Consider the following 23,959-nt stretch of genomic DNA (forward strand, 5'->3'; position numbering starts at 1 on the left):
GGGACGCGCGCATTCAATGCCGGCGCTGCTTTAAAGCGGGGCTGCCGCGCCACGCAAACACCACCACCAGCGTGCCACAAGTCACGGGCCAGCGTTTCATACGCTCACAAGTGCGACAAAGCGTGCGTGCGAATCCGCCCCTTCGCACGCTACCCTCGGCCATCTTTCTTCGCCCTCATTTTTCGCACCGGTCGCCCGTTGTCCTTCTGCCCATGACTTTCCACCCATGACTGTTGCCATACAGGCCACCACCCCCGCCACCTTCGAAATCAAAAGTGCCAACCTGCCCCTGGTGGCTTTGCTGCTCAAGTCCACCGACCTTGTCGCGCTCGCGCAAGAGTTGCAGGCCCGCTTTGGCGACATTCCCGACTTTTTCGACCAGGACGCGCTGATGATCGACCTCTCGCCCCTGCAGTCCGCCGCCGCGCGCAGCGGACGGGCGGTGGGCGACATCGACTTCCCCGCCCTCATCACCCTGCTGGGCAGCTACCAGCTGGTGCCGCTTTCCGTGAAGGGCGGCAACCCCGCGCAAATGGCGGCAGCGCTGCAGGCCGGGCTGCTGCCCGTGCCCGACGCCCACCTGCTGCCTGACCGCCCCGCTACGGCAGCCCCGGCGCAACAGCCAGCACCGCCCGTGGTGGTGGCCGCGCCCGCCGCCGCCCCGCTGGGTGCCCTGGTGGTCGACAAACCTCTGCGCTCGGGCCAGCAGGTGTATGCACGCGGCCGCGACCTGGTGGTGCTGGCCATGGTCAACGCCGGCGCTGAAGTCATTGCCGACGGCCACATCCATGTGTATGCGCCGCTGCGCGGCAAGGCCATGGCCGGCGCGCGCGGCAACACCGAGGCACGCATTTTTTCGCTGGCGCTGGAAGCCGAGCTGATTTCGATTGCCGGTGTGTACCGCACCGCCGAACACCCGCTGCCCGAAGGCCTGGCAGGCCAGCCCACGCAAGTGCGGCTGGTGCCTGCCGAAGAAGGCCAGGAAGGCGACCGGCTCGTCATGAATGTGCTGGCTGCTTGAGCACGCAGCCTTCAACCCACGTATGTTCCTGCGCCTTCATGCCGCCCATGTGTAAACCCGGCATACCCGTTCCCGTTTTCAAAAGGACTTTTATCTGATGGCAAAAATCATTGTGGTCACCTCCGGCAAGGGCGGCGTGGGCAAAACCACCACCAGTGCCAGCTTTGCAACCGGCCTCGCCTTGCGCGGGCATAAAACCGCGGTCATCGACTTCGACGTGGGCCTGCGCAACCTCGACCTCATCATGGGCTGCGAACGCCGCGTGGTGTACGACCTCATCAACGTCATCCAGGGTGAAGCCACGCTCAACCAGGCGCTCATCAAAGACAAGCAGTGCCACAACCTCTTTGTGCTGGCCGCCTCGCAAACCCGCGACAAAGACGCCCTGACAAAAGCCGGCGTGGAGAAAGTGCTCAAAGACCTGGGCGAGATGGACTTCGAGTACATCGTCTGCGACTCCCCCGCCGGCATTGAAACCGGCGCGCTCATGGCCATGCACTTTGCCGACGAAGCCCTCATCGTCACCAACCCCGAGGTCTCCTCGGTGCGCGACTCCGACCGCATCCTCGGCATGCTGTCAAGCAAGACCAAACGCGCCATCGACGGCGGCGACGCCATCAAGGAACACCTGCTCATCACCCGCTACAACCCCGGCCGCGTCGACCAGGGCCAGATGCTCTCGCTGGAAGACATCCAGGACATCCTGCGCATCAAGCTCATCGGCGTCATCCCCGAATCCGAATCCGTGCTGCAGGCCTCCAACCAGGGCGTGCCGGCCGTGCACATGAACGGCAGCGATGTGTCCGAAGCCTACAAGGACGTGGTCGACCGTTTCCTCGGCGACAAGGACAAGCCCATGCGTTTCATCGACGCGCAAAAACCCGGCCTCTTCAAGCGCTGGTTCGGGGGGAAGTAAAACGATGGCGTCCTTCCTGTCCTTTTTTCTCGGTGAAAAGAAAAAAACTGCCAACGTCGCCAAGGAGCGGCTGCAGATCATCCTGGCGCACGAGCGCACAGGGCGCGGCCATGAGCCCGACTACCTGCCCGCGCTGCAGCGCGACCTCATCGCCGTGATCGCCAAATACATCCGCATCGACCCCCACGACATCAAGCTGCACCTGGAGCGGCAGGACAACCTGGATGTGCTGGAAGTGAAGATCGAGCTGCCCGACAAGAAGGAAAAAACCGGCGCTTCCGCCGCAGCAGCCCGCAAATAGCACCCGCCAGAAAACCCGCCGCACTTGCCCCGCAATTGACAAAAGGCAAGCCCGGCAACACAACTCAGGGCTATCATCATTCGATGTTGATCGAGACCTTCGGTGCTGCGCGCGACATGGCACGCCTGGCGGAAATCGCCGGTGTGCTGATTCGCCACGGCTTTGGCGACAGCGTGCGGCGGCTCGGCCTGGCCGACAAGCTCGAGCGTGCCGGCCATGCGCTGCACTGGGGCCATGTGGCAGACCTTGCCCGCATCAGCCCGCCCGAACAGGTGCGCCTGGCGCTTGAAGAGCTGGGCCCCACCTTCGTCAAGCTCGGGCAGGTGCTTGCCGGCCGCGCCGACCTGTTCGGCCCCGAGTGGATCACCGAGTTCGAAAAACTCCACAGCCATGTTCCGCCCGTGCCGCTGGCGCTGTTGCTGCCGCAGCTGCGCGAAGACCTGGGTGGCGAGCCTGAGGCTGTCTTTGCCCGCTTTGACACCACGCCGCTGGCCGCCGCCTCGATTGCGCAGGTGCACCGTGCGCAGCTGCATGACGGCACTGAAGTCATCGTCAAGATCCGCCGCCCCGGCATCACTGAAGTCATCGACGCCGACCTGCGCCTGATGGACCGGCTGGCCTCGCTGGCCGAAGCCGAGCTGTCCGCGCTCAAGCCCTACCACCCGCGGCAGCTGGTGCGCGAGCTCGCCAAGTCGCTGCGCCGCGAGCTCGATTTAGCCGCCGAATGCCGCCATGCCGAGCGCATCGCCCTCAACATGGCATCGCTGCCCTACATCGTGATCCCGCGCGTGCACTGGGCCCACACCGGCCTGCGCATCAACGTGCAGGACCTGGTCGACGGCGTGCCCGGCAGTGCGCTGGACCAGCTCACGCCCGAAGCCGGCTTTGACCGCAGCGAACTTGCCCGCCGCGGCGCCCACGCCGTGCTGAAGATGATTGTGGAAGACGGCCTTTTCCACGCAGACCCGCACCCCGGCAACGTGTTTTACCTGCCCGGCAACGGCATCGCCTTTATCGACTTCGGCATGATCGGCCACCTGACCGAGCGGCGGCGCGAAGAGCTGCTGCAACTGCTGCTGGGCCTGGTCGAACGCCAGCCGCAGGCCGTGGCCGACGTGCTGCTCGACTGGACGAGTGACGAGCATGGCACCAACCTCTCCCAGCTGGAGGGCGAGATTGAAGCCTTTGTCGACCAGTACCACAGCACCCCGCTGGCCCAGCTCAGCCTGGGGCAAATGCTGTCCGACGTCACCGCCATCCTGCGCGATCACCACCTGGGCCTGCCGCCCGACCTGGCGCTTCTGATCAAGGCTTTTATCTCACTCGAAGGCATGGGTCGCGGTCTGGACCCGGGCTTTCACATGGCCACCGAAGCCACACCGCTGCTGCAGCAAATGGTGCGCGCGCGTTACGAACCCGCGGCACTTGCCAGCCGCGGCTGGCAAACACTGAGCCGCGCGATGGCGCTGGCCGGCCAGCTGCCGCACGACTTGACGCGCCTGCTGCGCAACGCGCGCCGCGGCCGCGTGCAGGTAGGCATTGAACTGGCCCACCTCAAACGCGTGGGCGACCAGCTCGACCGCGCCGCCAACCGGCTGGCCATGGCCCTGGTGATTTCGGCGCTCATCATCGGCTCGTCCATCGTCATGACCGTCAAGGGCGGCCCCACGCTGTTTGGTTTGCCGGCGTTCGGGTTTGTCGGTTTTATGGGCGCCATGGCCGGCGGCCTGTGGCTGGTGCGGGCCATCTGGCGCAGCAGTCGCGGCCGCAACAGCGACGACGAGAACTGAGCAGCGCTATCTTTTCAGGAGCTGCTCGCGCACACTCCTAAAGGCTTACAGGCCTTTTTTACTCAAGAAAGCGCGCCTTGCCGCCCGCGGGGAAGCTACAGCTTGAGCTGCGCCGGCAGGTACTTCGCCATCAAATCGTCGTAATACGGTTTGAGCTCGGCCAGCACCGGCGGCCTGTCGTTCTTCGAATAGAGATCGTAGGGGTTGAACTTCTGCACCCATTCCATATGCGCCGCATCCTGCGCATCCGTCAGGTGGCCGTACTGACCCTCGCGGTGCCAGGCGTAGAACGAGTGGTAGCGAATCATGTACAGCGCCGGCATCGGCAGGTGCGTTTTCAACAGCTGGTACAGGTATTCGTCATGCCCCCAAGACATGTGCACCGCGTCCAGCCCGCAGCCGGGGGCATACACGCCGTACTCGCTGTTGTAGCGCGCATCCGTGCTGTCGGGGTTCAGCGCAAAGTATTCGGGGTAGACGATGCGGTCTGAAAATTTGCAACCCACCGGAAAGGTGTCGCCCACCACGGCCCACTGCGGCTCGCCGAACAGGCACAGCACCTTGCCCAGGTCGTGGATAAAACCCGTCAGCACAAACCAGTCGGGGTGGCCGTCGGCGCGAATCGCCTCGGCGGTTTGCAGCAGGTGGCTGATTTGCGGCAGCTCGATGTCCGGGTCCGACTCATCCACCAGTGTGTTGAGAAACTCCAGCGCGGCCCAAGGCGTCATCTCGCGCTGCGAAAACGCCAGCCACTCGGCTTTTTTGCGCTGCACAAAATCGTAGGTCTGGTTCTGGTGGTTGTTGCGGTAGAACGTGCGTACACGGTCCAGGCCGGGCTGCGCGTAGTCGCGGTAAGCCGCGCGGTCAGGTTCACTGGCCAGCAAGGGTGTTGCCGGGGCATTGGGGGTGGTTTGCGGCATGACGGCGTTCATCGTGCCATTGTAGGAAGCCCGGCCCCTGCGTGCAAACCCGGCTGTCGCAACGGTTTGCCGCGGGTATATTGGGCCCGACCTCGATCCAACCCGCCCCACCCGCCACCGCCCGAAAGGCTTTATGCACCGCAGACCGTTCCACCGCCTGATGGCCATCGGCCTTCTTTTTGCGTCAGCCCTGCTGGCCGGCGCCGTCCACGCACAAGACGGCAACCCCAAAATCGGCGTGCTCATGCTGCACGGCAAAAACCCCGGCAGCAACAACGACCCCAATATGAGCCGCATCAAGCCGGTGCTGGAAGGCGCAGGCATGGTTGTGCTTTTCCCCGACATGCCCTGGTCGCGCACCCGCTACCTGGACGGCAACTGGGACAAGGCCATGGCCGAAATGGCCGGCCACGTCAAAACCCTGCGCAGCCAGGGCGCAACGAAGATCGTGATCGCCGGCCACAGCATTGGCGTGCCCGCCGCCATGAGCTTTGCCGCGCGTGGCGGCGACGTGCAGGCCCTGGTGCTGCTGGCGCCCGGCCACGTGCCCGTGAGCTACTACCGCGTCCTGCAAAACACCACAGTGCGCGAAAGCGTCGACGAAGCCCGCAAGCTGGTGGCCGACGGCAAGGGCGATTCGCGCGAACGCTTTACCGACATCAACCAGGGCAAGCAGCTGCCCGTGGCGGCCACCGCCAAAGACTATTTGAGCTACTTCGACCCCGCCTCTGACGCCGAAATGGGCGTGACCGCGCCCCGCATCCCGCCCGGCACGCCGGTGCTCACGGTGGTGGGCGACGAAGACTGGATCAGCAAATTCGCCAAGACCTACTTTGCCGACAAGCTGCCCGCCAATCCCAAAAGCCAGTACCTCGAAGTCAAGGCCAACCACCTCACCACGCCGGTCGTGGCCAGCGAAGCCGTGGTGCAGTGGATCAAAACCGCGACAGCACCATGAAGCGCCGGCACGCCAGCAGCGCCCACCGTCAACGCTATTATTTTGATAGCTGCTCGCGCACGACCTGATTGGGTTTCAGCCCTGTTTTCTTTAAACAAATCCCGGAACGTCCTTACAGGAACCCAACCATGACACCGCATTCACCCGCACGGTACCTGTGGCTGCGCCAGGCACTGCCCGCTTTCCTGCTGGTGTGCATGGCCGTGGCCGGGAACGCGCAGGCGCAAAGCACTCCGCGCGTAGTCGACATTCCCACCCGCCCCGGCGTCACCCAGCGCTTTGTCTACATCGCGCCCACCGCGTCCACCACCCCAAACGCCACGCCCAAGGCCTCCGTCATCCTGTTCGCCGGCGGCCATGGTGGTTTGCAGATCAACGACAGCGGTGGTTTCGCTCGGGGCGGCAACTTCCTGGTGCGCACGCGCCAGCAGTTTGCCGACGCCGGTTTTGCGGTGGCAGTGATTGATGCGCCGTCAGACAAGCAGTCGCCGCCGTTTCTGTCGGGAAACCGGCAAACGCCCGAACACACCGCCGACGTGCTGGCCGTCATCGCCTGGCTCAAGCAGCAGGCGCCTAGGCCCGTGTGGCTGGTGGGCACCAGCCGCGGCACGCAGTCAGCCGCCTACGTCGCCACCGAGGTTGCACCGGCGCAGGGCGGCCCCGACGGCCTCGTGCTCACGTCCACCATGCTGACCGACAACAGCGGCCGCGCCGTGCCCAAAATGCCGCTGGAGAAACTGACGATTCCGGTGCTGGTGGTTCACCACGAACAAGACGGCTGCAAACTCTGCGCCTTCAGTGACATGCCGCAGCTGATGAACAAGCTCGCCAAGACGCCGAAGGCCGAGCTGCTGACATTCACCGGCGGCCAAAGCCGGGGCGACCCCTGTGAGGCCATGGCGTACCACGGCTATAACGGGATTGAGGCCGAGGTGGTCGGCAAGATCGGCCGCTGGATGGCCGCGGCCAAGCCCTAGGGCGCTACGACCGCCCGGGCCGCATTCAAGCCTGTTCGGGCTTGTCCAGCAGCTTGCCGTTCGGGCTGTTGCCCGCGGCGGTGTGGTTGAGCGACAAGCTCACGCCCGCCCGCTTCTGCACCGTGTCTACCGCATCCGGGTCCGGCGCCACGCTCCAAGCCATGGCGGTGGTCAGCACCACCAGCGAAGGAATGGCCCGCAAATAGCGCGGGTGAAACAGGAAGTCGGCGATCTTTTTCATGGCGGGCCTTTCTTGGCGATGTCTGCAGGTGGTTGCCCCGCAGAAAAAAACAAGCGTTCATCCTGCGCCGCCAAACTTAGGGCCATGCGTCTGCCACGTTGCGGTTTGTAAGGAAATGCCTCAACGGCAGGTAAAGACGCGCGCAGCGCCGGCGCTGAGAGCGCCAAGCGCTATGGTATTGATAGCTTCTCGCGCAAGCACCGCTTGGGCGGCAGCCACTTTTCGTGATGAAAATGGCCGTTATTTCATTCCAGAAACCGGTTCACGCACGCCATCACCCCTTCGGCCTGGTCCTTGTGCGCCTCATGGCCGGCAAACGGAATGTTCAGCAGCTTCGCGCCGGGCACCTGCTCCGCCAGCTCAAACACGCTGGCACGCGACACCAGGTGGTCTTCATCGCCGCGAATCGCCAGCAAGGGGCAACGGATCTGCCTGACGCATTCGCCCGGGTAGCCGCTGGGGCCGTCGTCCAGCCACATCGGCACAACGGCGTCGATCAGCGCCGCAAAGTCGGGCTGCGGGTTGACTGCGTTGTACAGCGCCACCGATTCAGGGAATTTTTGGGTCCAGCTTTGCACCGTAACGCCGCCCAGCAGCTTGCGCACCGGGTCGCCGGCCTTGAGCATTTTGTCGGTGCCAATGGCAACCAGCTTGTCGCTCAGTGACGCAGTCTGCGCGGCCATGCGCAACGCCGTGATGCCGCCGTCGCTGAAACCCACCACGCTGCAGCGCTCAACGCCCAGGTGCTGCAGCACAGCAGCCGCGTCTAACGCCAGCCGCTGGTAGGTCACGCCCGCCGTGCCCAGGGTTGACTTGCCGTGGCCCCGGCTGTCGATGCCGATCACCCGGAAGCGCTTCTGCAGCAGCGGCAGGGCGCTGTTGAAGTCCTTCATCGTGCCCAGCCCGCCGTGCAGAAACAGCAGCGGCGGGTCGGCGTTATCACCGTGAACCTCAAAGTAAATCTTCGCGCTGTCCAGCGTCAGGTGGTCGCCGCTGTGGTGATCAAATTCACCGGCCTTCACCCCCGCCGCGCGGCTGAACGTGTCGGCAGCCACGTCAGCGCCCCGTCGTGCCGCGGCGCGACTGCAGCTGGTTGCTGCCGCCCACATGCGACTCCCGGTCGCTGCGGCTGTTGGCCGTGCGCTGGCCTTCGTTCTTCTGCGTGGGCTTTTGCTCGCCCATCTGGTTGAAGTCGTTTTCCACCTTGCCGCCGTGGCCCGATGCTTTGGGTGTGCCGTCTTGCTCCATCGCGCCGCCGGCCTGGTTGCGCGCGTCCCCGGGCGCGAGTTGTTTGCTCTGTTTGTTTTTGGCGTTCTGTTTGTTCGGCATGGTCTGTCTCCAGATAAAGGGGGTTAAACAAGGGCCAGCGTGCAAACAAGGCAACACCAGCCCGCGTAACAACCATTCTGAAAACCCCGAATGCCCACCCATGTCAGACAGCGCCCCGTACCCAAGCGCGACAAGGCGAAGCGCAAGCAACCCGGCTTGCTATGAATTAAATAGCTGCTCGCGCTCGTTCTGCTTGGCCCAACGACTCATTTCGCTTAAGGCCGGCGTTACATCAACCCGCAGATGTATCCGAAAACTGCGCCTCAATCTTGTGCCCATCCAGGTCCCGCACAAAGCAGCCGTAATACTGCGGCCCATACAGAGGCCGCGGGCCCGGCGCACCATCACCCTGCCCACCCATCTCCAGCGCCTTGGCATAAAACGCATCCACCTGCGCTTTAGACACGGCCAGAAAACCAAGGTGCGACCCATTGCCCACATGCGCCTTGCCGCCATCGTGCGGCACACCCACCCAGAACTCCGGATACGCCCGCCCAAAAGCGATGGCCCCGGGGTGCTCCATGATCACCTTGATCTCCATCGCACCCAGCACAGCGGTATAGAACGCCTTGGCACGCTCGAAGTCGTTCGTGCCGATGGAGACGTGGGACATGATGCTTTCGGGGAGGGAGGGGGTGTTGGGCATGGGCGTAGTCTTGTTGGTTGAGAGGGAAAAGCTTAGCCGGCCAGATCGTCCCTGGCAACGAAGACCCCAGTCCACCAACGCATATTCATACGGTATCGTTGTTGCAAACAAAACAGGTAGGGGGAAAAACTGATGGACCAAGATTTCATGAAGAGCGGTGACCGGGAGCGGCCATTCAGCCCGACTCCAGAACAACCGCTTTTACGCTGGATCGGCTTCCTGCTCGTTCTTCTGGCGCTCATTTATGCCGGCTATCGGGTGTGGGAGTCGCAGAGCGATCGGGTATCACCAGTGAAGACCAAGCAGGCAGCGCCAGCCACCAACCAACCTTCACCGCAGCCCCAAACATCAGCGCAGCCGCAACCAATTGCACCCGCGACTCCAGCACCGGGCACTCGCATCGTCACCAAGTGCGTGATCAATGGCAAAACCATCTACAGCGACAACGCCTGTCCACAAGGCGCGGCAGGTGCGCAAGTCGTCACCAAGGCCGACCACAACCTGATGACAGGCCTATCGCCTACGCAGATGGCGGCGGCGGATCGCATTCCGCCGGCCGCACCATCGCTGTCCACAATCGCTCCATCTGTCAACGCAACCCCCGACAAAAGAAGCGAATGTGTATTCATTGACGCAGAAATCAAACGTCTTGATGCGCTGGCAAGGCAGCCGTTAAGCGCGCAAACTCAAGATGAAATTACTCGCGCGAGAAAAGAACTGCGTGATCGGCAGTTCCGGATTCATTGCTAAATGACTATCTGCCTGGGCTGAATTACATCATCCAATTACTTGTGTCGTAATTAACCCTTAGGCACTAAGAGAAGCTGGCTCTGTAAGTAACAGGGTCAAGAAGACAATGCGTCGCCAACTTGCCAGGCAAGTCAAATAACTTCGGTGCTTGTCTGAAATCAAAAACTCTGTACAGATGAAATTGCTCTGTTTTGCTATCCGCGAACGCCAATTCGTTATCGGTTACGAAAAATGGAGTAGCTACCCCATAAGCCGTAGTTTTGACCTCAATAAATCGTTTTTCACCAAACGCGTCAAAAGAAAGCACGTCGTAGCCTAAGCCGTCGCCCTCTGTTTGCGACACCCAATCAACCCGATTTGCCAGACTTGCCTCACCAATCTGCATAAGACGCCAGCGTTCGAACTCGACCACAAACTCTTCTCCGGCGCGACCCAACGACCGGTTCCGAGCCTCTCGCTCCAAATAGTCTCGTCTAATTGGCAAGAACTTTCTTGGGGACGGTTCGTTAGTACCCAACGCCAATTTCGGTGGAGATGTTTTGACTTTCGAAAAATCGGTCATGGATTGAGAAACTGCCGGCAACTGAACAGCAGCCATCGCGGCCTCGTCCAGCCAGGGCGTCTTTTCTAGCTGCGCAAGAACCACGCTTTCCAGTAACTTTTGGTAGTTAGGCAGTGGCTTATAGCCAGGCAGATAGTGGTATCCAAGTAACACCATCACAGCACTGACATTGCCACGCTTGCGTTCTACAGCGGATTCATTTCGATTACCCAGGACTTGTAGCAAGTTCCTACGCCGCTCTGATTTGTTAGGAGGTTGTCCTAAGAAGACTGCTGCAAGCATCTCCAGGTAGTCAGCAACGACCGCCTCTACTTCGCTTCGCGTCCAGTCTTCTCCAGCCATTATTTCCTCACTTATTAAAAACCAAATGTCATGAGCATTTAATTGCTAGAAGGAAGCGCCAGCCGTCATGCATTTTTTTCAAGTGACGCCCATTCGGCGTCAACGAGCTTCCTCAGCTCGCTGTCCCGATTATGCTTTTGCCAATACCGGCAATCTAAAATGTCTCTAGCTCTTCCGCTCAACTAGCCCGCTTTAATCCGAATATCGCGCCATCAACGCCGGCACAGCGGGCTTTGCACACCGCTGTAAAGCCATCAGCAGCCCATGATCCGCTTTCGCCACACGGTGACGAACACGCAGATCATCCTGGATCTGTCCCAGCAAGGACGCAGCCATCTCCGCATCAGCCATAGCTCTGTGCGCACGCCCAGCTTTCGGCAGGCGGTGGTAATCGATCAACACGCCCAGCTTGTGGCTGGGTGCTTGCGGGTACAACCTTCTGGCGACGAGCATGGTGCAAGCAAAAGGCTGTGTTGCCAACTCCCCTGCGCGGCTTAATTCAGCCTCCCAGAACCGGCGGTCAAACGAAGCGTTGTGGGCCACCATGGGCGCGTTGCCGACAAAACGATTGGCCTCGGCCATGACTTTCTCCGCTGCAGGGGCGGCGGCAACCATGGCGTTGCTGATGCCCGTCAGGTTTTCGATGAAGGACGGGATATAGCGCCCCGCGTTCATGAGGCTCTGGAACCTGTCGACCACCTGGCCGTGCTCGACGAGCACGATGGCCACTTCCGTCGCGCGGTCGCCCATCGCGGGCGAGAGGCCTGTGGTTTCAAAGTCGATGACGGCGATGCGGCTCATGGCTCAGGTAATGTGATCACCAAAATAAAAACACCATGAAATGGACCTGCAGAGGTTCAAACTTCATGGTGTTGATCAATGTCCGGTTAGTCAATGCATTGACCTGGGCCGGGCGGCTTGCTTACTTGTAGAACGACTCTACCTTGCCTTTGAGCTTGATCATCAGCGGATTGCCCTTGCGATCGACCTTGTTGCCCACGGGCACCTTGATCCAGCCTTCGCTGATGCAGTACTCGGCAACGTCGTTGCGCTCTTTGTCGTTGAAGCGGATGCCAATGTCGTGCTCAAAGATCGCTCTGACGAAGTGCGGGCTTCGCTCGTCGGTCGAGAGGTGGTCGGGCAACGCTGGGCGCTCTGCTGTTTTGATTTCTTCGGTCATGGTGTCAAGTAGGAACTGAGTGAGTCGCTTAGACGTCGATGTTGGCGGCGCGCAGGGCGTTCTGTTCAATGAACTCGCGGCGCGGCTCCACTTCGTCGCCCATCAGCATGGTGAACACGTGATCGGCTTCGATAGCGTCGTCGATCTGCACGCGCAGCAGGCGGCGCACGGTCGGGTCCATGGTGGTTTCCCACAGCTGGGCGGGGTTCATCTCACCCAGGCCTTTGTAGCGCTGGCGTGCTGTGGCGTTTTCAGCCTGGCCAATCAACCAGGCCATGGCCTGGCGGAAGTCGCCGATCTTTTCTTCCTTCTGGCGTTCGCCTTCGCCGCGCATGACTTTTGCGCCTTCGCTTATCAAGCCACGGAAGGTGGCGGCTGCGTCGGCCAGGGTGGCGTAGTCGGCGCCGTGCACAAAGTCTTGCGTCAGCACGCTGCTCTTGACGTTGCCGTGGTGGCGGCGGCTGATGCGCAAAATGGGCTTGTCGGTACGGGTGTCAAACTCGCCGGCCACTTCGGCAGGGGCGCCGGTGGTGTTGAGCTCGCGCAGCTTGGCCTGCAGTGTCACGGCCGACACTTCAGCGTCGGCCACGGTGTCGAGGTTCAGGCTCACGCCGTCGGCAATGGCGCGCAGGGCTTCTGCGTCCATGAAGCCGCGCAGGCGGGCAATCACGGATTCAGCCAGCTGGTGCTTGCGGGCCAGTTCGGCCAGCGTCTCACCCGTGAGCACCGTGCTGCCTTCAGCGCCGGTTTGCACAGACGCATCTTTGAGCGCAATGCGCAGCAGGAAGCCGTCAAGCGCTGCAGTGTCTTTGAGGTACTGCTCTTCCTTGCCGGCCTTGACCTTGTACAGCGGTGGCTGCGCAATGTAGATGTGGCCGCGCTCAACAAGCTCGGGCATCTGGCGATAGAAGAAGGTGAGCAGCAGTGTACGGATGTGGGCGCCGTCAACGTCGGCGTCGGTCATGATGATGATGCGGTGGTAGCGCAGCTTGGCGACGTTGAAGTCGTCGGTACCGGGTGTGCCGCCAATGCCGCCGGCCTTGCCGATGCCGGTGCCCAGGGCGGTGATCAGCGTCAAGATTTCGTTGCTGGTCAACAGCTTTTCGTAGCGGGCTTTTTCAACGTTCAGGATCTTGCCGCGCAGGGGCAGGATGGCCTGGAATTTACGGTCTCGGCCCTGCTTGGCAGAGCCGCCGGCGGAGTCACCCTCGACCAGGTAGATCTCGCACATGGCGGGGTCTTTTTCCTGGCAGTCGGCCAGCTTGCCGGGCAGGCCCATGCCGTCGAGCACACCTTTGCGGCGCGTCATGTCACGGGCTTTTCGAGCGGCTTCGCGGGCGCGGGCTGCTTCAATGATCTTGCCGACGATGATTTTTGCGTCGTTGGGGCGCTCTTGCAGGTAGTCGTGCAGCAGACGGCTCACGATGTCTTCAACCGGGCCGCGCACTTCGCTGGAAACGAGTTTGTCTTTGGTCTGGCTGGAGAACTTGGGCTCAGGCACCTTCACGCTCAGCACGCAGCACAGGCCTTCGCGCATGTCGTCACCAGTAACTTCAACTTTTGCTTTCTTGGCCAGCTCGCTGTCGTCGATGTATTTGTTGATGACGCGGGTCATGGCGGCGCGCAGGCCCGTCAGATGGGTACCGCCGTCGCGTTGGGGAATGTTGTTGGTGAAGCACAGCACTTGCTCGCTGTAGCCGCTGTTCCACTGCATGGCAACTTCAACACCGATGTTGGTGCCCTGGTCGCTCTGGCGGTCACCCATGGCGTTAAACACGTTGGGGTGCAGAACCGTCTTGCCTTTGTTGATGAACTCAACAAAACCCTTGACGCCGCCGGCGCCGGCAAAGTCGTCTTCCTTGCCGCTGCGCTCGTCTTTGAGGCGAATGCGCACGCCGTTGTTCAAGAAGCTGAGCTCGCGCAGACGCTTGCTCAAGATCTCGTAGTGGAAATCGTTGTTCTCTTTGAAGATGTCGGTGTCGGGCAGGAAGTGAACTTCAGTGCCGCGCTTGTCGGTGTCGTCCATGACTTTCATCGGCGACACATCAACACCGTTGACTTGCTCAATGATGCGGTTTTGTACAAAGCCGCGTGAAAACTCCATGACGTGCACTTTGCCGTCACGGCGAATCGTCAGGCGCAGCATCTTGCTGAGTGCGTTGACGCAACTCACGCCCACGCCGTGCAGGCCGCCTGAAACCTTGTAGCTGTTCTGGTTGAACTTGCCGCCGGCGTGTAGCTCGGTCAGGGCGATTTCAGCGGCCGAGCGCTTGGGCTCGTGCTTGTCGTCCATCTTGATGCCGGTCGGGATGCCTCGGCCGTTGTCAGTCACGCTGACGGAGTTGTCGGTGTGGATGGTGACCACGATGTCGTCGCAATGGCCGGCCAGTGCTTCGTCGATGGAGTTGTCTACCACCTCAAACACCAGGTGGTGCAGGCCGGTGCCGTCAGACGTATCGCCGATGTACATGCCGGGGCGCTTGCGCACGGCTTCCAGGCCTTCCAGGATCTGGATGGAGCCTTCGCCATAGGCTTCGGACGCGCCGGCCTGGTTGGTGTCGATCTTGGGCTGGAAATTGGAGCTTCCCTCGCCTGCAGCGCCGTCGTTGACGTTTACCTGATCGGCTTCGTTCGGTGTGTTTTCTTCAGTCATAGCCAGCTTTATTTCCGATCTTTTCTCGAATTGCTTCGATTTCTTCAATCTCTTGAATGACCAAACCCGCGGAGAGTCGCGGGTCTGGTTGTTGGTTAGCGTGTGGTCAGCGCGTTAAATGCGCATCGGCATCACCACGTATTTAAAGGCTGCGTCGTCGGGGATGGTCAGCAGCGCGGAGCTGTTGGAGTCAGCCAGTTCGATCTTCACCATGTCCTGGTCCATGTTGGCCAGCGCGTCGATCAGGTAGGTGACGTTAAAGCCGATTTCGATGGCGTCACCGCCGTAGTCGATGTCGAGCTCGTCGACGGCTTCTTCCTGCTCGGCATTGTTGGAAGCCACGCGCAGGGTGCCGGGTTCGATGTTCAGGCGCACGCCCTTGAACTTTTCGCTGGTCAGGATGGCGGTGCGCTGCAGGCTGGCCAGCAGGGGCACGCGGCCCAGGGTGATGATGTTTTTGTGGTTCTTGGGAATCACGCGGTTGTAGTCGGGGAACTTGCCTTCGACCAGCTTGGTGACAAATTCCATGCCTTCGAAGCTGAACTTGGCCTGGTTGCCGGCGAACTGCATTTCGATGGCGCCTTCTTTGTCGCTGAGCAGGCGCTGCATTTCCAGAACGGTCTTGCGCGGCAGGATCACTTCCTGCTTGGGCACTTCAACATCGAGCGTGGCCGACGAGAAGGCCAGGCGGTGGCCGTCAGTGGCGACCAGGCTCAGCTGCTTGCCTTCGGCGACGAAGAGGATGCCGTTGAGGTAGTAGCGGATGTCGTGCACCGCCATGGCGAACGAGACCTGGTTGAGCAGCTCTTTCAAAACCTTTTGCGGCACGGAGAAGCTGGGGCCGAAATTGGCGGCTTCCTGCACCAGGGGGAAGTCTTCAGCGGGCAGGGTTTGCAGGGTGAAGCGGCTTTTGCCGCCCTTGAGGATCAGCTTGTTCTGCGACGACTCGAGCGAGACGGTCTGGTCGCTGGGCATGGAACGCAGGATGTCGATGAGCTTGCGGGCACCCACAGTGGTGGTGAAGTTGCCGGCATCGCCGTCGAGCTCGGCAGTGGTGCGGATCTGGATTTCAAGATCGCTCGTGGTGAGCTGCAGCTGGGCGCCAGTTTTGCGGATCAGCACGTTGGCAAGGATGGGCAAGGTGTGCCTGCGCTCAACGATGCCGGCCACCGACTGCAGTACCGACAAAACTTTATCCTGGGTTGCTTTCAGAACGATCATGACTTCCTCTGTATATATCTTTAATTCTTTAATTCAAATTAGTAGTAGTAGATAAGGGTGGCGCCCATCTGTGGATAGTGCCATTTTCCCCTTTTTGATCAACCACTTGGCGTTTGTTTAACCATGTGTTCAGACGCCCCTGAACTGCACTGCTGAATATGAACAACTTTCGATTGTCATCTGCTTCTGTGGATAAGCCATGGGTTGTTCAAAAGTTGTCCCCAAAGTTATTGTGAGGGTGGCTGGGCTCTGTAAAACACCGTGAAAACCGGGCGCTAGAGGGTTCGTGGGGTTCATGGGACGCATGGAGGCTGTTCCTCAGCCTTTCAGGGTCTGTTCAAGCACATGCAGCTGCTGGTTGAGCTCTGTCATTTGCTGGCGTTCGGCAGACATCTTGCGGACGGCGTGCAACACGGTGGTGTGGTCACGCCCGCCAAAGAGCTCACCGATCTCGGGGAGGCTCTTTTGCGTGAGTTCCTTGGCCAGGTACATGGCAATCTGCCGCGGCCGCGCAATGCTGGCCGGCCGCTTCTTGGAATACATGTCGGCCACTTTGATCTTGTAATAGTCAGCGACGGTCTTCTGGATGTTCTCGACGCTGATCTGCCGGTTCTGGATGGAAAGCAGGTCTCGCAGGGCCTCACGGGCCAGCTGGATGGAGATTTCCTTGAGATTGAAGCGTGAGTACGCCAGGATCTTGCGCAAGGCGCCTTCGAGCTCACGCACGTTGGAGCGAACGTTCTTGGCGACGAAGAAGGCTACTTCTTCGGGCATGGAGGCGCCTTCGGCTTCGGCCTTGCGGATCAGGATGGCGACACGCATTTCGAGCTCGGGCGGCTCGATGGCGACGGTGAGGCCGGAATCAAAGCGCGAGACCAGGCGTTCGTGGATATCCGTCAAACCCTTGGGATAAGTGTCGCTGGTCATCACGATGTGCGACTTTTTGGTCAGCAAGGCCTCGAAAGCGTTGAAAAACTCTTCCTGGGTGCGGTCCTTGTTGGCAAAGAACTGGACGTCGTCAATCAGCAGCAAATCGAGCGAGTGATAACGCTCCTTGAATTCATCAAAAGTCTTGCGCTGGTAAGCTTTAACCACATCTGAAACAAATTGTTCAGCATGGATGTAGAGAACTTTGGCGGCGGGGTTGTCCGACAGTAATTTATTGCCGATGGCGTGCATTAAATGGGTCTTGCCCAAACCGACGCCGCCGTAGATAAAAAGCGGGTTGTAAAGCTGGCCCAGGCTGCTGGAAACATGCAGCGCCGCGGCCCGGCCCATGCGGTTGGCCGTGCCTTCAATCAGGGTGTCGAAGGTCAGCGCGCTGTTGAGCCGATTCTTGAACGGCGCGCCGGCGGCTTCTTCGGGAACGCCCAGGCCGACGGGCTCAGGAACGCCGGAGCCTTCAAAGCTGCGAACCAAAGATGAAGATTTGGCGGGCGCTTCGCGCGGAGCAAGTGCTAACTCAAGAGGGATGCTTTGCCCGGAAATCTTCTCAAGCAGGGCCGAAATACGGCCGGCATATTGGGCGCGAACCCAGTCCAGTTTGAACCGGTTGCCTACTAAAACGGTGACTTTGGTGAGGTCGGGAGCGACCTCGACAAGCAGGGGTCGGATCCAGGTATTGAACTGTTGTTCAGGTAATTCCTGGGCCAGGTGGTCGACGCAGCTTTGCCACAAGTCCTGGTTCAGGTTTTGGACGGATGCCTCACTCATGGCTGGTTTTGGCTGGGTTGCTGGCCTGGCAAGAGGCGCCCGGCAGCGGTGAGCTGCTTGTGGATATTGTTAATTTTGAGCACCGGCAATTGTAGTCCGGACGGGGAGTTATCCACAAAATAATTGATCCGGGTTTCAACCTATTTTCGGCACTGGTTTGGGGTATGTAGCGACCCGGTTCGCCGCATCTCAGCCTTTACCCCAAATGGGCAGGCTAACTTGTTGCCAGCGTTAGGAAATCTGCGATAATCATGGGTTTCCCTGATTCGCGGCGGGTTTTGCCTGCCTTGAAGACTTGCAGAGATGGTTGTGTTGTACGGCCACCAAGATCATTCGAATCGCCCAAAGCAGTGTGTCTTATAACTAAGGCACGGTAACGGCAAAGGGGAAAGCTTTGTAGCTGACCGGCTAGTAGGACTCAATCATGAAACGCACATACCAACCATCCAAAGTCAAACGCGCTCGTACGCACGGCTTCCTGACCCGCATGAAAACGCGTGGCGGCCGCGCAGTGATTGCTGCACGCCGCGCCAAAGGCCGCAAGCGCCTGGCCGTATAAGCCTGTTTTCTGCTGGCCATTCGCAGTTTTTTAAACTGACGCCTGGCGCTCGTGCAACGGCTTCAAACCCGACCCCAGTTCCAGGCAGTTCTTGCCGGCGCCATTGTTGCAAAGACAACGCACTTCGCATTGCACCGCAATGCGCTGGACGCAAAGCCCGTGCAAGCTGAGCCAGGCAAGCTGGCGGACGTGCTCGCGGCAAAGCCGCTGTTTCCCGTACAGGATGTCTGGCTTGGGGCCATGGTTCCCAAACGCTGGGCCAAACGCGCCGTCACACGTAACGCCATCAAACGACAGATCTACACCGTGAGCGCTGATTTTTCGCATCAGTATCCTCAGGCTGCTTTTGTGGTCCGCTTGCGGCGTGATTTTTCGCGCAAGGAATTCATCAGCGCGACGTCCGAGCAGCTCAAGCTGGCGGTACGCACCGAAGTGCTGGCGCTGATGCAGGCAGGAGCCAAGGCGCCATGAGTTCCGCTTTTGCCGCGCTGGCACCTCTTTTCCGTTTGCCGCAAACCCTGCTGATCGGTCTGGTCAAAGGCTACCGTTTGTTGCTCAGCCCATGGCTGGGCTCAGCCTGCCGGTTTGAGCCGACCTGTTCCGCCTATTCACTGCAGGCCCTGCAGCAGCACGGCGCAACAGTCGGCAGCTACCTCACTTTGCGCCGGCTGGTACGCTGCCATCCCTGGTGCGATGGCGGGCACGACCCGGTGCCGCCTGTTCCCCTCTTTTCCCGCCTGGCCACGCCTGTGGCCTCCACCCCTTCTAAAAAGACGCCGTCATGAACGACATCCGCCGCACCATCCTGTGGGTGATTTTTGGTTTTTCCATGGTCCTTTTGTGGGACCAATGGCAGGTATATAACGGCCACAAGGCGACCTTTTTCCCGTCAGCAACGCAAAGCGCCAAGGCGCCGGCCGCTGGGTCTGCCGCTTCTGCACCCGCTACCGGCGCAGCAGCTTCTTCGGTACCGGCGCCTCAGGCCGTCGGTGCAACAGCCACCCCAGGCGCCGTGCCTGGCGGCGCACCATCCACCGCAACTTCGGCGACCAAAGAGCGCGTGCTGGTGAACACCGACGTGCTCGCGCTGACCTTTGACAGCGAAGGCGGCACCCTGGTGCATTCGGCCTTCAGTAAGCTCAAGGACATGGCCAATAAGGAAGAGGGCTTTGTACTCCTGGATGAAAGCGCCAAACGTGTTTACGTCGCGCAAACCGGCCTTATCGCCGGCGCCACGGGCGGCAGCAGCTTCCCGACCCACAAGACCCCGATGAAGGCAGTTCCTGGTGAGCGTTCGCTCAAGGAAGGCGTGAACGAGTTGGAAGTGAAGTTCGAATCGGCCGACGTCGGCGGCGTCAAGCTGGTCAAGACCTACACGCTCAAGCGCGGCGTCTACGACATTGCCGTGCGCCACGAGATCGTCAATACCGGCACAGCCGCGGTCGCTCCGCAGCTTTACCTGCAGCTCGTGCGTGATGGCAACCCACCACCCGGCGAGTCGTCGTTCTACTCGACCTTCACCGGCCCGGCTGTCTACACCGAAGCACAGAAATTCCAGAAGGTCGAATTCAAGGACATCGAAAAAGGCAAGGTTGATGTTGAAAAACAGGCGACCAACGGTTTTGTGGCCATGGTGCAGCACTATTTCGCCACAGCCTGGATTCTGGGTGACGGTATCAAGCGCGACCTGTTCTTCCGCAAGGTGGACACCAATCTGTATGCCGTGGGCATGATTACGCCACTGGATAGCATTGCCCCTGGCGCAACCAAGACGGTTGACTCGATCTTTTTTATCGGTCCGCAGGAAGAAAAGTCGCTGGAAGCCTTGGCGCCCGGGCTGGAGCTGGTCAAGGACTATGGCTACTTGAAGATCCTGGCCAAGCCCTTGTATTGGCTACTCGACAAGTTGCACGGTTTTATCCAGAACTGGGGCTGGTCCATCGTGGCGCTCGTGCTGCTGCTCAAGATTGCGTTCTACTGGCTCAACGCCAAGGCGTATGCCAGCATGGCCAAGATGAAGGCGATCAATCCCAAGATCATGGAAATGCGTGAACGCCTGAAAGACAAGCCGCAGGAAATGCAGCAGGCGATGATGAAAATCTACCGTGAGGAAAAAGTCAACCCAATGGGTGGCTGCTTCCCCATCATGATCCAGATCCCAGTGTTCATCGCGCTGTACTGGGTGCTGCTGTCCAGCGTTGAAATGCGCGGTGCGCCCTGGATTTTGTGGATTCATGACCTCTCGGCGCCGGATCCGTTCTTCATCCTGCCGGTGGTGATGACCCTGACCACCATGCTGCAAACGGCGCTCAATCCCGCCCCGCCGGATCCGATGCAAGCCAAGCTGATGTGGTTCATGCCGCTGATCTTCAGCGTGATGTTCTTCTTCTTCCCGGCTGGCCTGGTGCTGTACTGGATTACCAACAATATCCTGTCCATCGCGCAGCAGTGGGTGATCAACACGCGCATGGGCGTGCCGCCGCAGTTCAACCTGCCGAAATTCAAATAAGGCGGACACGGAATAAAAAATTGGGCCGCTTCGCGGCCCTTTTTCTTGGGAAACCGACTTTCGCGGCTGCGCTCCTTACCCAGGCGCCAAGATCTGGTTTGCCCCTTAACATCTACCACCATGCTGGCCCGACACCACGACCCCATCGTTGCTATCGCCACCGCGCCCGGGCGCGGTGCGGTGGGCATTGTGCGGGTGTCCGGCAAGCACATCGCGCCCGTCGTGGAAGCGATTTGCGGCCGCCAGCTTCAACCGCGCCAGGCGACCTACCTTCCCTTCAGCGATGCGCATGGCGTAGCCATCGACCAAGGGCTCGCCCTGCATTTCCCGGCGCCTCATTCCTATACCGGCGAAGACGTGCTGGAGCTGCAAGCGCACGGCGGCCCTGTTGTGCTGCAGCTGTTGCTGGCGCGATGCCTCGAGGCCGGTGCGGCGCCAGACCCGGTGACCGGCCAAGCGGCCGTGCCGGGGCTGCGCGTGGCGCAACCGGGCGAGTTCACCGAACGTGCCTTCCTCAACGACAAGATCGACCTGGCGCAGGCCGAGGCGATTGCCGACCTGATCGACGCGAGCACTGAAACCGCGGCACGATCAGCCGCGCGTTCAATGTCGGGTGAATTCTCTCTGGCGGTCAACACGCTGCTGGAGCAGCTGATCCATCTGCGCATGCTGGTCGAAGCCACGCTGGACTTCCCGGAGGAAGATATCGACTTCCTGCAGAAGGCAGACGCACAGGGCCAGCTTGAGCGCTTGCAGGTGACGCTGGCCGGCGTGATGCAGCGCGCGGTGCAGGGCGCCTTGCTGCGCGAAGGCATCAAGGTGGTGATCGCTGGCCAGCCGAACGCCGGCAAAAGTTCGCTGCTCAATGCGCTGGCCGGCGCCGAACTCGCCATCGTCACGCCGATTGCCGGCACCACACGCGACAAGGTTTCGCAGCTGATCCAGATTGAAGGCGTGCCGCTGCACGTGGTGGACACAGCCGGCCTGCGGGACGCGCTCGACGAAGTGGAAAAAATCGGCGTTGAACGCGCGTGGGCTGAAATCGCCAGCGCCGACGCGGTGCTCTTCCTGCATGACCTGACCCGGCGTGCCGCCGATTACCTGGCCGCTGACGCACACATCGCAGAAGTACTGAGCCGCGAGCTGCCACGCAACACGCCCATCATCGATGTCTGGAACAAGTCGGACGCGGCTGACGCGGATGTGCTGGGCACAATCAGCGGCGGTGTTCTGATCTCCGCCAAAACCGGCGACGGCCTGCAGGCGCTGCGCAAGCAACTGCTGCACGTCGTGGGCTGGCAGGCCGCCCCTGAAGGTGTGTTCATGGCCCGCGAACGCCACGTGCATGCCCTGCAGCAGGTCGCCGAACAACTCGGGCGTGCCCATGCGCAGATTCGCGCGGGGCACCCTGCCCTGGACCTGCTTGCCGAGGATTTGCGCCAGGCGCAACTGCACCTCGGCGAGATCACCGGTGCGTTCACACCGGATGACTTGTTGGGCGAAATTTTTTCCAGATTCTGTATTGGAAAGTAGTAAACCGGCGACAGGCGGGCCTTGTCTGGGGACAAGCGGTTCCATGCCGCGAAAAATGCCCCAAAACAGTCAAAAATGGGGCTCTGTCGAGGGGAAATTACAACTCCGGCTTTCCTGTATCAGGTGTAAGGGGCCGTTAACGTCTCTTGCGGGCTATGTAGTGCGAAGGTATCTTCCGTCCCACTATGAACGCTCCACTACCTGCCGCCATCCGTTTTGACATTCAGGGCCTTGCCCAGGCCATTCTTCACTGCCACGCCAGTGACGCATTGCGCTGTCAATTCAACCAGCCGCATTGGGACATCCTGGCCAGCTACATGCAGCCTTTCGCCCTCAACAGTGGCCAGGTGCTGATGGAACAGGGCGCGCTGGATCGCACGCTGTATTTTGTGGAAAGCGGCACGCTGAGCGTTCATTACGAAGATGAAAAGGCCCGCGTGCGAATGGCACTGGTAGGTGCAGGTACCGTGCTCGGTGAAGGTGCTTTCTTCTCGCACATGCCGCGCAGTGCCACGGTCCATGCGTCGACGCCTTGCAAGCTTTGGTGCCTCACGCCGATGCGGTTCCTTGAGCTGGCAAACCGCCACAGCCCTATTGCATTGGAGCTGACCATGGCAATGGGGTCGGTTATGGCCAAACGACTTTATAACCGTCCCAAGCGCGTTGCCGTGACCTGAGCGTCGCCCCGCTGTCGGGCACCGGCATGATCAGACAACTGATCCCCTGCCGTAATACTTTTGGGCGTCACAGGCGTTCTCAAAAACGTGACGGGCGTGATTTTTTACCAGACAGTTGCATGGGTGATTCGATAAAGTCGGCAACAGGATTTGCTGCTAAACAACAGCTGAACCGTTTGCGATATTGCTTACAGATTCACTCCGTGCATTGACGGAAAATCAACATTCATCACGAGAACATTGCCCATGTCTTTCTTAAACTGGTTTTCCGACAAACCGCAGCAAGCCAGCGCGGCTGCGAATGACGAACAAAAACGCGCGTCCGTCGGACGCGACAAATTTGCTACGTCCGTACCCCAGCGACTCTCCCCCGAACACCCTGCTCCCGCGGATTCCGGCAAGCTCAAGCGTCACGCCCGCCGCGAGCAGCTGTACGTAGCAATTCGTGAGGCCATGACCCGCTCCGGCGTGCTCTCGGCCAGCTACAAATTCAAAGTTCTTTCGCTCGACCAGAGCGGCAATGAATTCCTGGTCATGATGGACCTGGCAAAAGCATTTGGCGGCACGTCCGAGCAATTGAGTGGAATTGAGGCATCGATCACACAGCACGCCAAAGCGCGCTTTGAGATCACGGTACCCGCTGTGTACTGGCGCCTGGAGGAAATGGCGGTCGTGGTCAAACAGGCCCCGACGCCACCGCAGGCCGTGCAAGCACCTGTTGTACCAGCACCCGTTGTACATGCACCCGTAGTAGCACACGCTGAAGCCAATGTAGAAACCCGCGCGCCCGCGCCCGTCAAACCCGCAACACCACGGTATGAGCCTATCCAGGCCGACGAGGTTGCCGCCTTCAAACAAGCTTTGGTTGCTGCGTCTGCACAAGGCCCCGCAGTCGCGCCGGAAAAAGGGGTCAAAGTGCAAAGCGGCCCGCGCTCACGTTCATACACGCTGCTGACGGGCTTTGAAGACACCGAAATGCCGCCGGAATTCAGCACGTCACCAGCGCTGAGCAGCACGCAGTATGGCGATTTGAATTAGGCCGAGCCGGCTTTAAATTTAAGACAAATAGGCTTCAAACCCAATAGCGGTGGGCGCAAGCAGCTAAAAAAGTTATAGCTGAACCCGTTCTCTCTCCGGGCAGTTTCCAGAACTGCATCCCGC

At 60.3% G+C, this 23,959-nt stretch carries 25 protein-coding genes; 14 read left to right on the forward strand and 11 right to left on the reverse strand.

Translation table 11 applies throughout. The annotated features are described in order from the left end of the window. Positions 1–226 precede the first annotated feature (226 nt). The 4 genes from minC to ACXJKE_RS17565 all read left to right on the forward strand — a co-directional run bounded on the left by minC (position 227) and on the right by ACXJKE_RS17565 (position 4,028). Positions 227–1,021 (forward strand): septum site-determining protein MinC, encoded by a 795-nt coding sequence (gene minC, locus ACXJKE_RS17550; RefSeq protein WP_457281878.1) that lies wholly within the window; start codon positions 227–229, stop codon positions 1,019–1,021. A 97-nt stretch (positions 1,022–1,118) separates the two neighbouring features. Continuing rightward, on the forward strand, positions 1,119–1,937 hold the full coding sequence (gene minD, locus ACXJKE_RS17555) for a septum site-determining protein MinD (protein WP_348046637.1): 819 nt from the start codon (positions 1,119–1,121) through the stop codon (positions 1,935–1,937). A 4-nt stretch (positions 1,938–1,941) separates the two neighbouring features. Continuing rightward, positions 1,942–2,238, forward strand: coding sequence for a cell division topological specificity factor MinE (gene minE, locus ACXJKE_RS17560; protein ID WP_457281879.1), 297 nt, complete (start codon positions 1,942–1,944; stop codon positions 2,236–2,238). 83 nt (positions 2,239–2,321) lie between these two features. Then, positions 2,322–4,028, forward strand: a complete 1,707-nt coding sequence (locus ACXJKE_RS17565) for an ABC1 kinase family protein (protein WP_457281880.1) — start codon at positions 2,322–2,324, stop codon at positions 4,026–4,028. A gap of 95 nt (positions 4,029–4,123) precedes the next feature. Here ACXJKE_RS17565 and ACXJKE_RS17570 read toward each other — a convergent pair whose 3' ends face one another. Beyond that, complete coding sequence (locus tag ACXJKE_RS17570; RefSeq protein WP_457281881.1) at positions 4,124–4,960, reverse strand: inositol oxygenase family protein; 837 nt, start codon at positions 4,958–4,960, stop codon at positions 4,124–4,126. A 121-nt stretch (positions 4,961–5,081) separates the two neighbouring features. Here ACXJKE_RS17570 and ACXJKE_RS17575 point away from each other — a divergent pair, with 121 nt between their 5' ends. Continuing rightward, on the forward strand, positions 5,082–5,906 hold the full coding sequence (locus tag ACXJKE_RS17575) for an alpha/beta hydrolase (protein ID WP_457281882.1): 825 nt from the start codon (positions 5,082–5,084) through the stop codon (positions 5,904–5,906). 128 nt (positions 5,907–6,034) lie between these two features. Continuing rightward, complete coding sequence (locus ACXJKE_RS17580; protein ID WP_457281883.1) at positions 6,035–6,883, forward strand: alpha/beta hydrolase; 849 nt, start codon at positions 6,035–6,037, stop codon at positions 6,881–6,883. Between the two features lie 25 nt (positions 6,884–6,908). On the opposite strand, the gene ACXJKE_RS17585 is transcribed toward ACXJKE_RS17580, so the two are convergent. From ACXJKE_RS17585 to ACXJKE_RS17600, 4 genes are all read right to left on the reverse strand, one after another. Beyond that, on the reverse strand, positions 6,909–7,124 hold the full coding sequence (locus ACXJKE_RS17585; protein WP_457281884.1) for a hypothetical protein: 216 nt from the start codon (positions 7,122–7,124) through the stop codon (positions 6,909–6,911). Between the two features lie 245 nt (positions 7,125–7,369). Next, positions 7,370–8,179, reverse strand: coding sequence for an alpha/beta fold hydrolase (locus tag ACXJKE_RS17590; protein ID WP_457281885.1), 810 nt, complete (start codon positions 8,177–8,179; stop codon positions 7,370–7,372). Between the two features lies 1 nt (position 8,180). Then, positions 8,181–8,372, reverse strand: a complete 192-nt coding sequence (locus ACXJKE_RS17595) for a hypothetical protein (protein ID WP_457282086.1) — start codon at positions 8,370–8,372, stop codon at positions 8,181–8,183. Positions 8,373–8,685: 313 nt separating this feature from the next. After that, positions 8,686–9,099 carry a VOC family protein gene (locus ACXJKE_RS17600; protein WP_457281886.1) on the reverse strand — a complete coding sequence of 138 codons (414 nt, stop codon included), beginning with the start codon at positions 9,097–9,099 and terminating at the stop codon, positions 8,686–8,688. Positions 9,100–9,231: 132 nt separating this feature from the next. On the opposite strand from ACXJKE_RS17600, the gene ACXJKE_RS17605 reads away from it, so the two are divergent. Then, positions 9,232–9,849 carry a hypothetical protein gene (locus tag ACXJKE_RS17605; protein ID WP_457281887.1) on the forward strand — a complete coding sequence of 206 codons (618 nt, stop codon included), beginning with the start codon at positions 9,232–9,234 and terminating at the stop codon, positions 9,847–9,849. A 64-nt stretch (positions 9,850–9,913) separates the two neighbouring features. Here ACXJKE_RS17605 and ACXJKE_RS17610 read toward each other — a convergent pair whose 3' ends face one another. From ACXJKE_RS17610 to dnaA, 6 genes are all read right to left on the reverse strand, one after another. Beyond that, a complete protein-coding gene (locus tag ACXJKE_RS17610) occupies positions 9,914–10,753 on the reverse strand; it encodes a DUF3883 domain-containing protein (RefSeq protein ID WP_457281888.1) in 840 nt (279 codons plus the stop codon). Positions 10,754–10,945: 192 nt separating this feature from the next. Further along, positions 10,946–11,554 (reverse strand): 3'-5' exonuclease, encoded by a 609-nt coding sequence (locus ACXJKE_RS17615; RefSeq protein WP_457281889.1) that lies wholly within the window; start codon positions 11,552–11,554, stop codon positions 10,946–10,948. Between the two features lie 121 nt (positions 11,555–11,675). Beyond that, the gene (locus ACXJKE_RS17620; RefSeq protein WP_457281890.1) at positions 11,676–11,933 is read right to left on the reverse strand and encodes a DUF3297 family protein; all 258 of its coding nucleotides are present in this window, start codon (positions 11,931–11,933) and stop codon (positions 11,676–11,678) included. A gap of 28 nt (positions 11,934–11,961) precedes the next feature. After that, positions 11,962–14,586: a DNA topoisomerase (ATP-hydrolyzing) subunit B gene (gene gyrB / locus ACXJKE_RS17625; protein WP_457281891.1), complete on the reverse strand. Its 2,625-nt coding sequence runs from the start codon at positions 14,584–14,586 to the stop codon at positions 11,962–11,964. Between the two features lie 114 nt (positions 14,587–14,700). Further along, on the reverse strand, positions 14,701–15,807 hold the full coding sequence (dnaN, locus tag ACXJKE_RS17630; RefSeq protein WP_457281892.1) for a DNA polymerase III subunit beta: 1,107 nt from the start codon (positions 15,805–15,807) through the stop codon (positions 14,701–14,703). Between the two features lie 318 nt (positions 15,808–16,125). Next, entirely contained in the window at positions 16,126–17,520 is a 1,395-nt protein-coding gene (dnaA, locus tag ACXJKE_RS17635; protein ID WP_457281893.1) for a chromosomal replication initiator protein DnaA, read from the reverse strand. A gap of 424 nt (positions 17,521–17,944) precedes the next feature. Here dnaA and rpmH point away from each other — a divergent pair, with 424 nt between their 5' ends. The 7 genes from rpmH (at position 17,945) to ACXJKE_RS17670 (ending at position 23,836) form a co-directional block, all read left to right on the forward strand. After that, complete coding sequence (gene rpmH, locus ACXJKE_RS17640) at positions 17,945–18,079, forward strand: 50S ribosomal protein L34 (RefSeq protein ID WP_007862708.1); 135 nt, start codon at positions 17,945–17,947, stop codon at positions 18,077–18,079. Between the two features lie 51 nt (positions 18,080–18,130). Next, positions 18,131–18,550: a ribonuclease P protein component gene (locus tag ACXJKE_RS17645; protein ID WP_457281894.1), complete on the forward strand. Its 420-nt coding sequence runs from the start codon at positions 18,131–18,133 to the stop codon at positions 18,548–18,550. Further along, a complete protein-coding gene (gene yidD / locus ACXJKE_RS17650) occupies positions 18,547–18,864 on the forward strand; it encodes a membrane protein insertion efficiency factor YidD (protein ID WP_457281895.1) in 318 nt (105 codons plus the stop codon). Before ACXJKE_RS17645 ends, yidD begins: the two co-directional genes overlap by 4 nt. Next, positions 18,861–20,588: a membrane protein insertase YidC gene (yidC, locus tag ACXJKE_RS17655; RefSeq protein ID WP_457281896.1), complete on the forward strand. Its 1,728-nt coding sequence runs from the start codon at positions 18,861–18,863 to the stop codon at positions 20,586–20,588. The genes yidD and yidC overlap by 4 nt, the downstream gene beginning before the upstream one ends. Positions 20,589–20,708: 120 nt before the next feature. Then, positions 20,709–22,121 carry a tRNA uridine-5-carboxymethylaminomethyl(34) synthesis GTPase MnmE gene (gene mnmE / locus ACXJKE_RS17660; RefSeq protein WP_457281897.1) on the forward strand — a complete coding sequence of 471 codons (1,413 nt, stop codon included), beginning with the start codon at positions 20,709–20,711 and terminating at the stop codon, positions 22,119–22,121. Between the two features lie 185 nt (positions 22,122–22,306). Next, a complete protein-coding gene (locus ACXJKE_RS17665) occupies positions 22,307–22,798 on the forward strand; it encodes a Crp/Fnr family transcriptional regulator (protein WP_122954706.1) in 492 nt (163 codons plus the stop codon). Positions 22,799–23,044: 246 nt separating this feature from the next. Next, on the forward strand, positions 23,045–23,836 hold the full coding sequence (locus ACXJKE_RS17670) for a hypothetical protein (RefSeq protein WP_457281898.1): 792 nt from the start codon (positions 23,045–23,047) through the stop codon (positions 23,834–23,836). Positions 23,837–23,959 lie beyond the last annotated feature (123 nt).

This window comes from Polaromonas sp. P5_D5 (assembly GCF_054049435.1).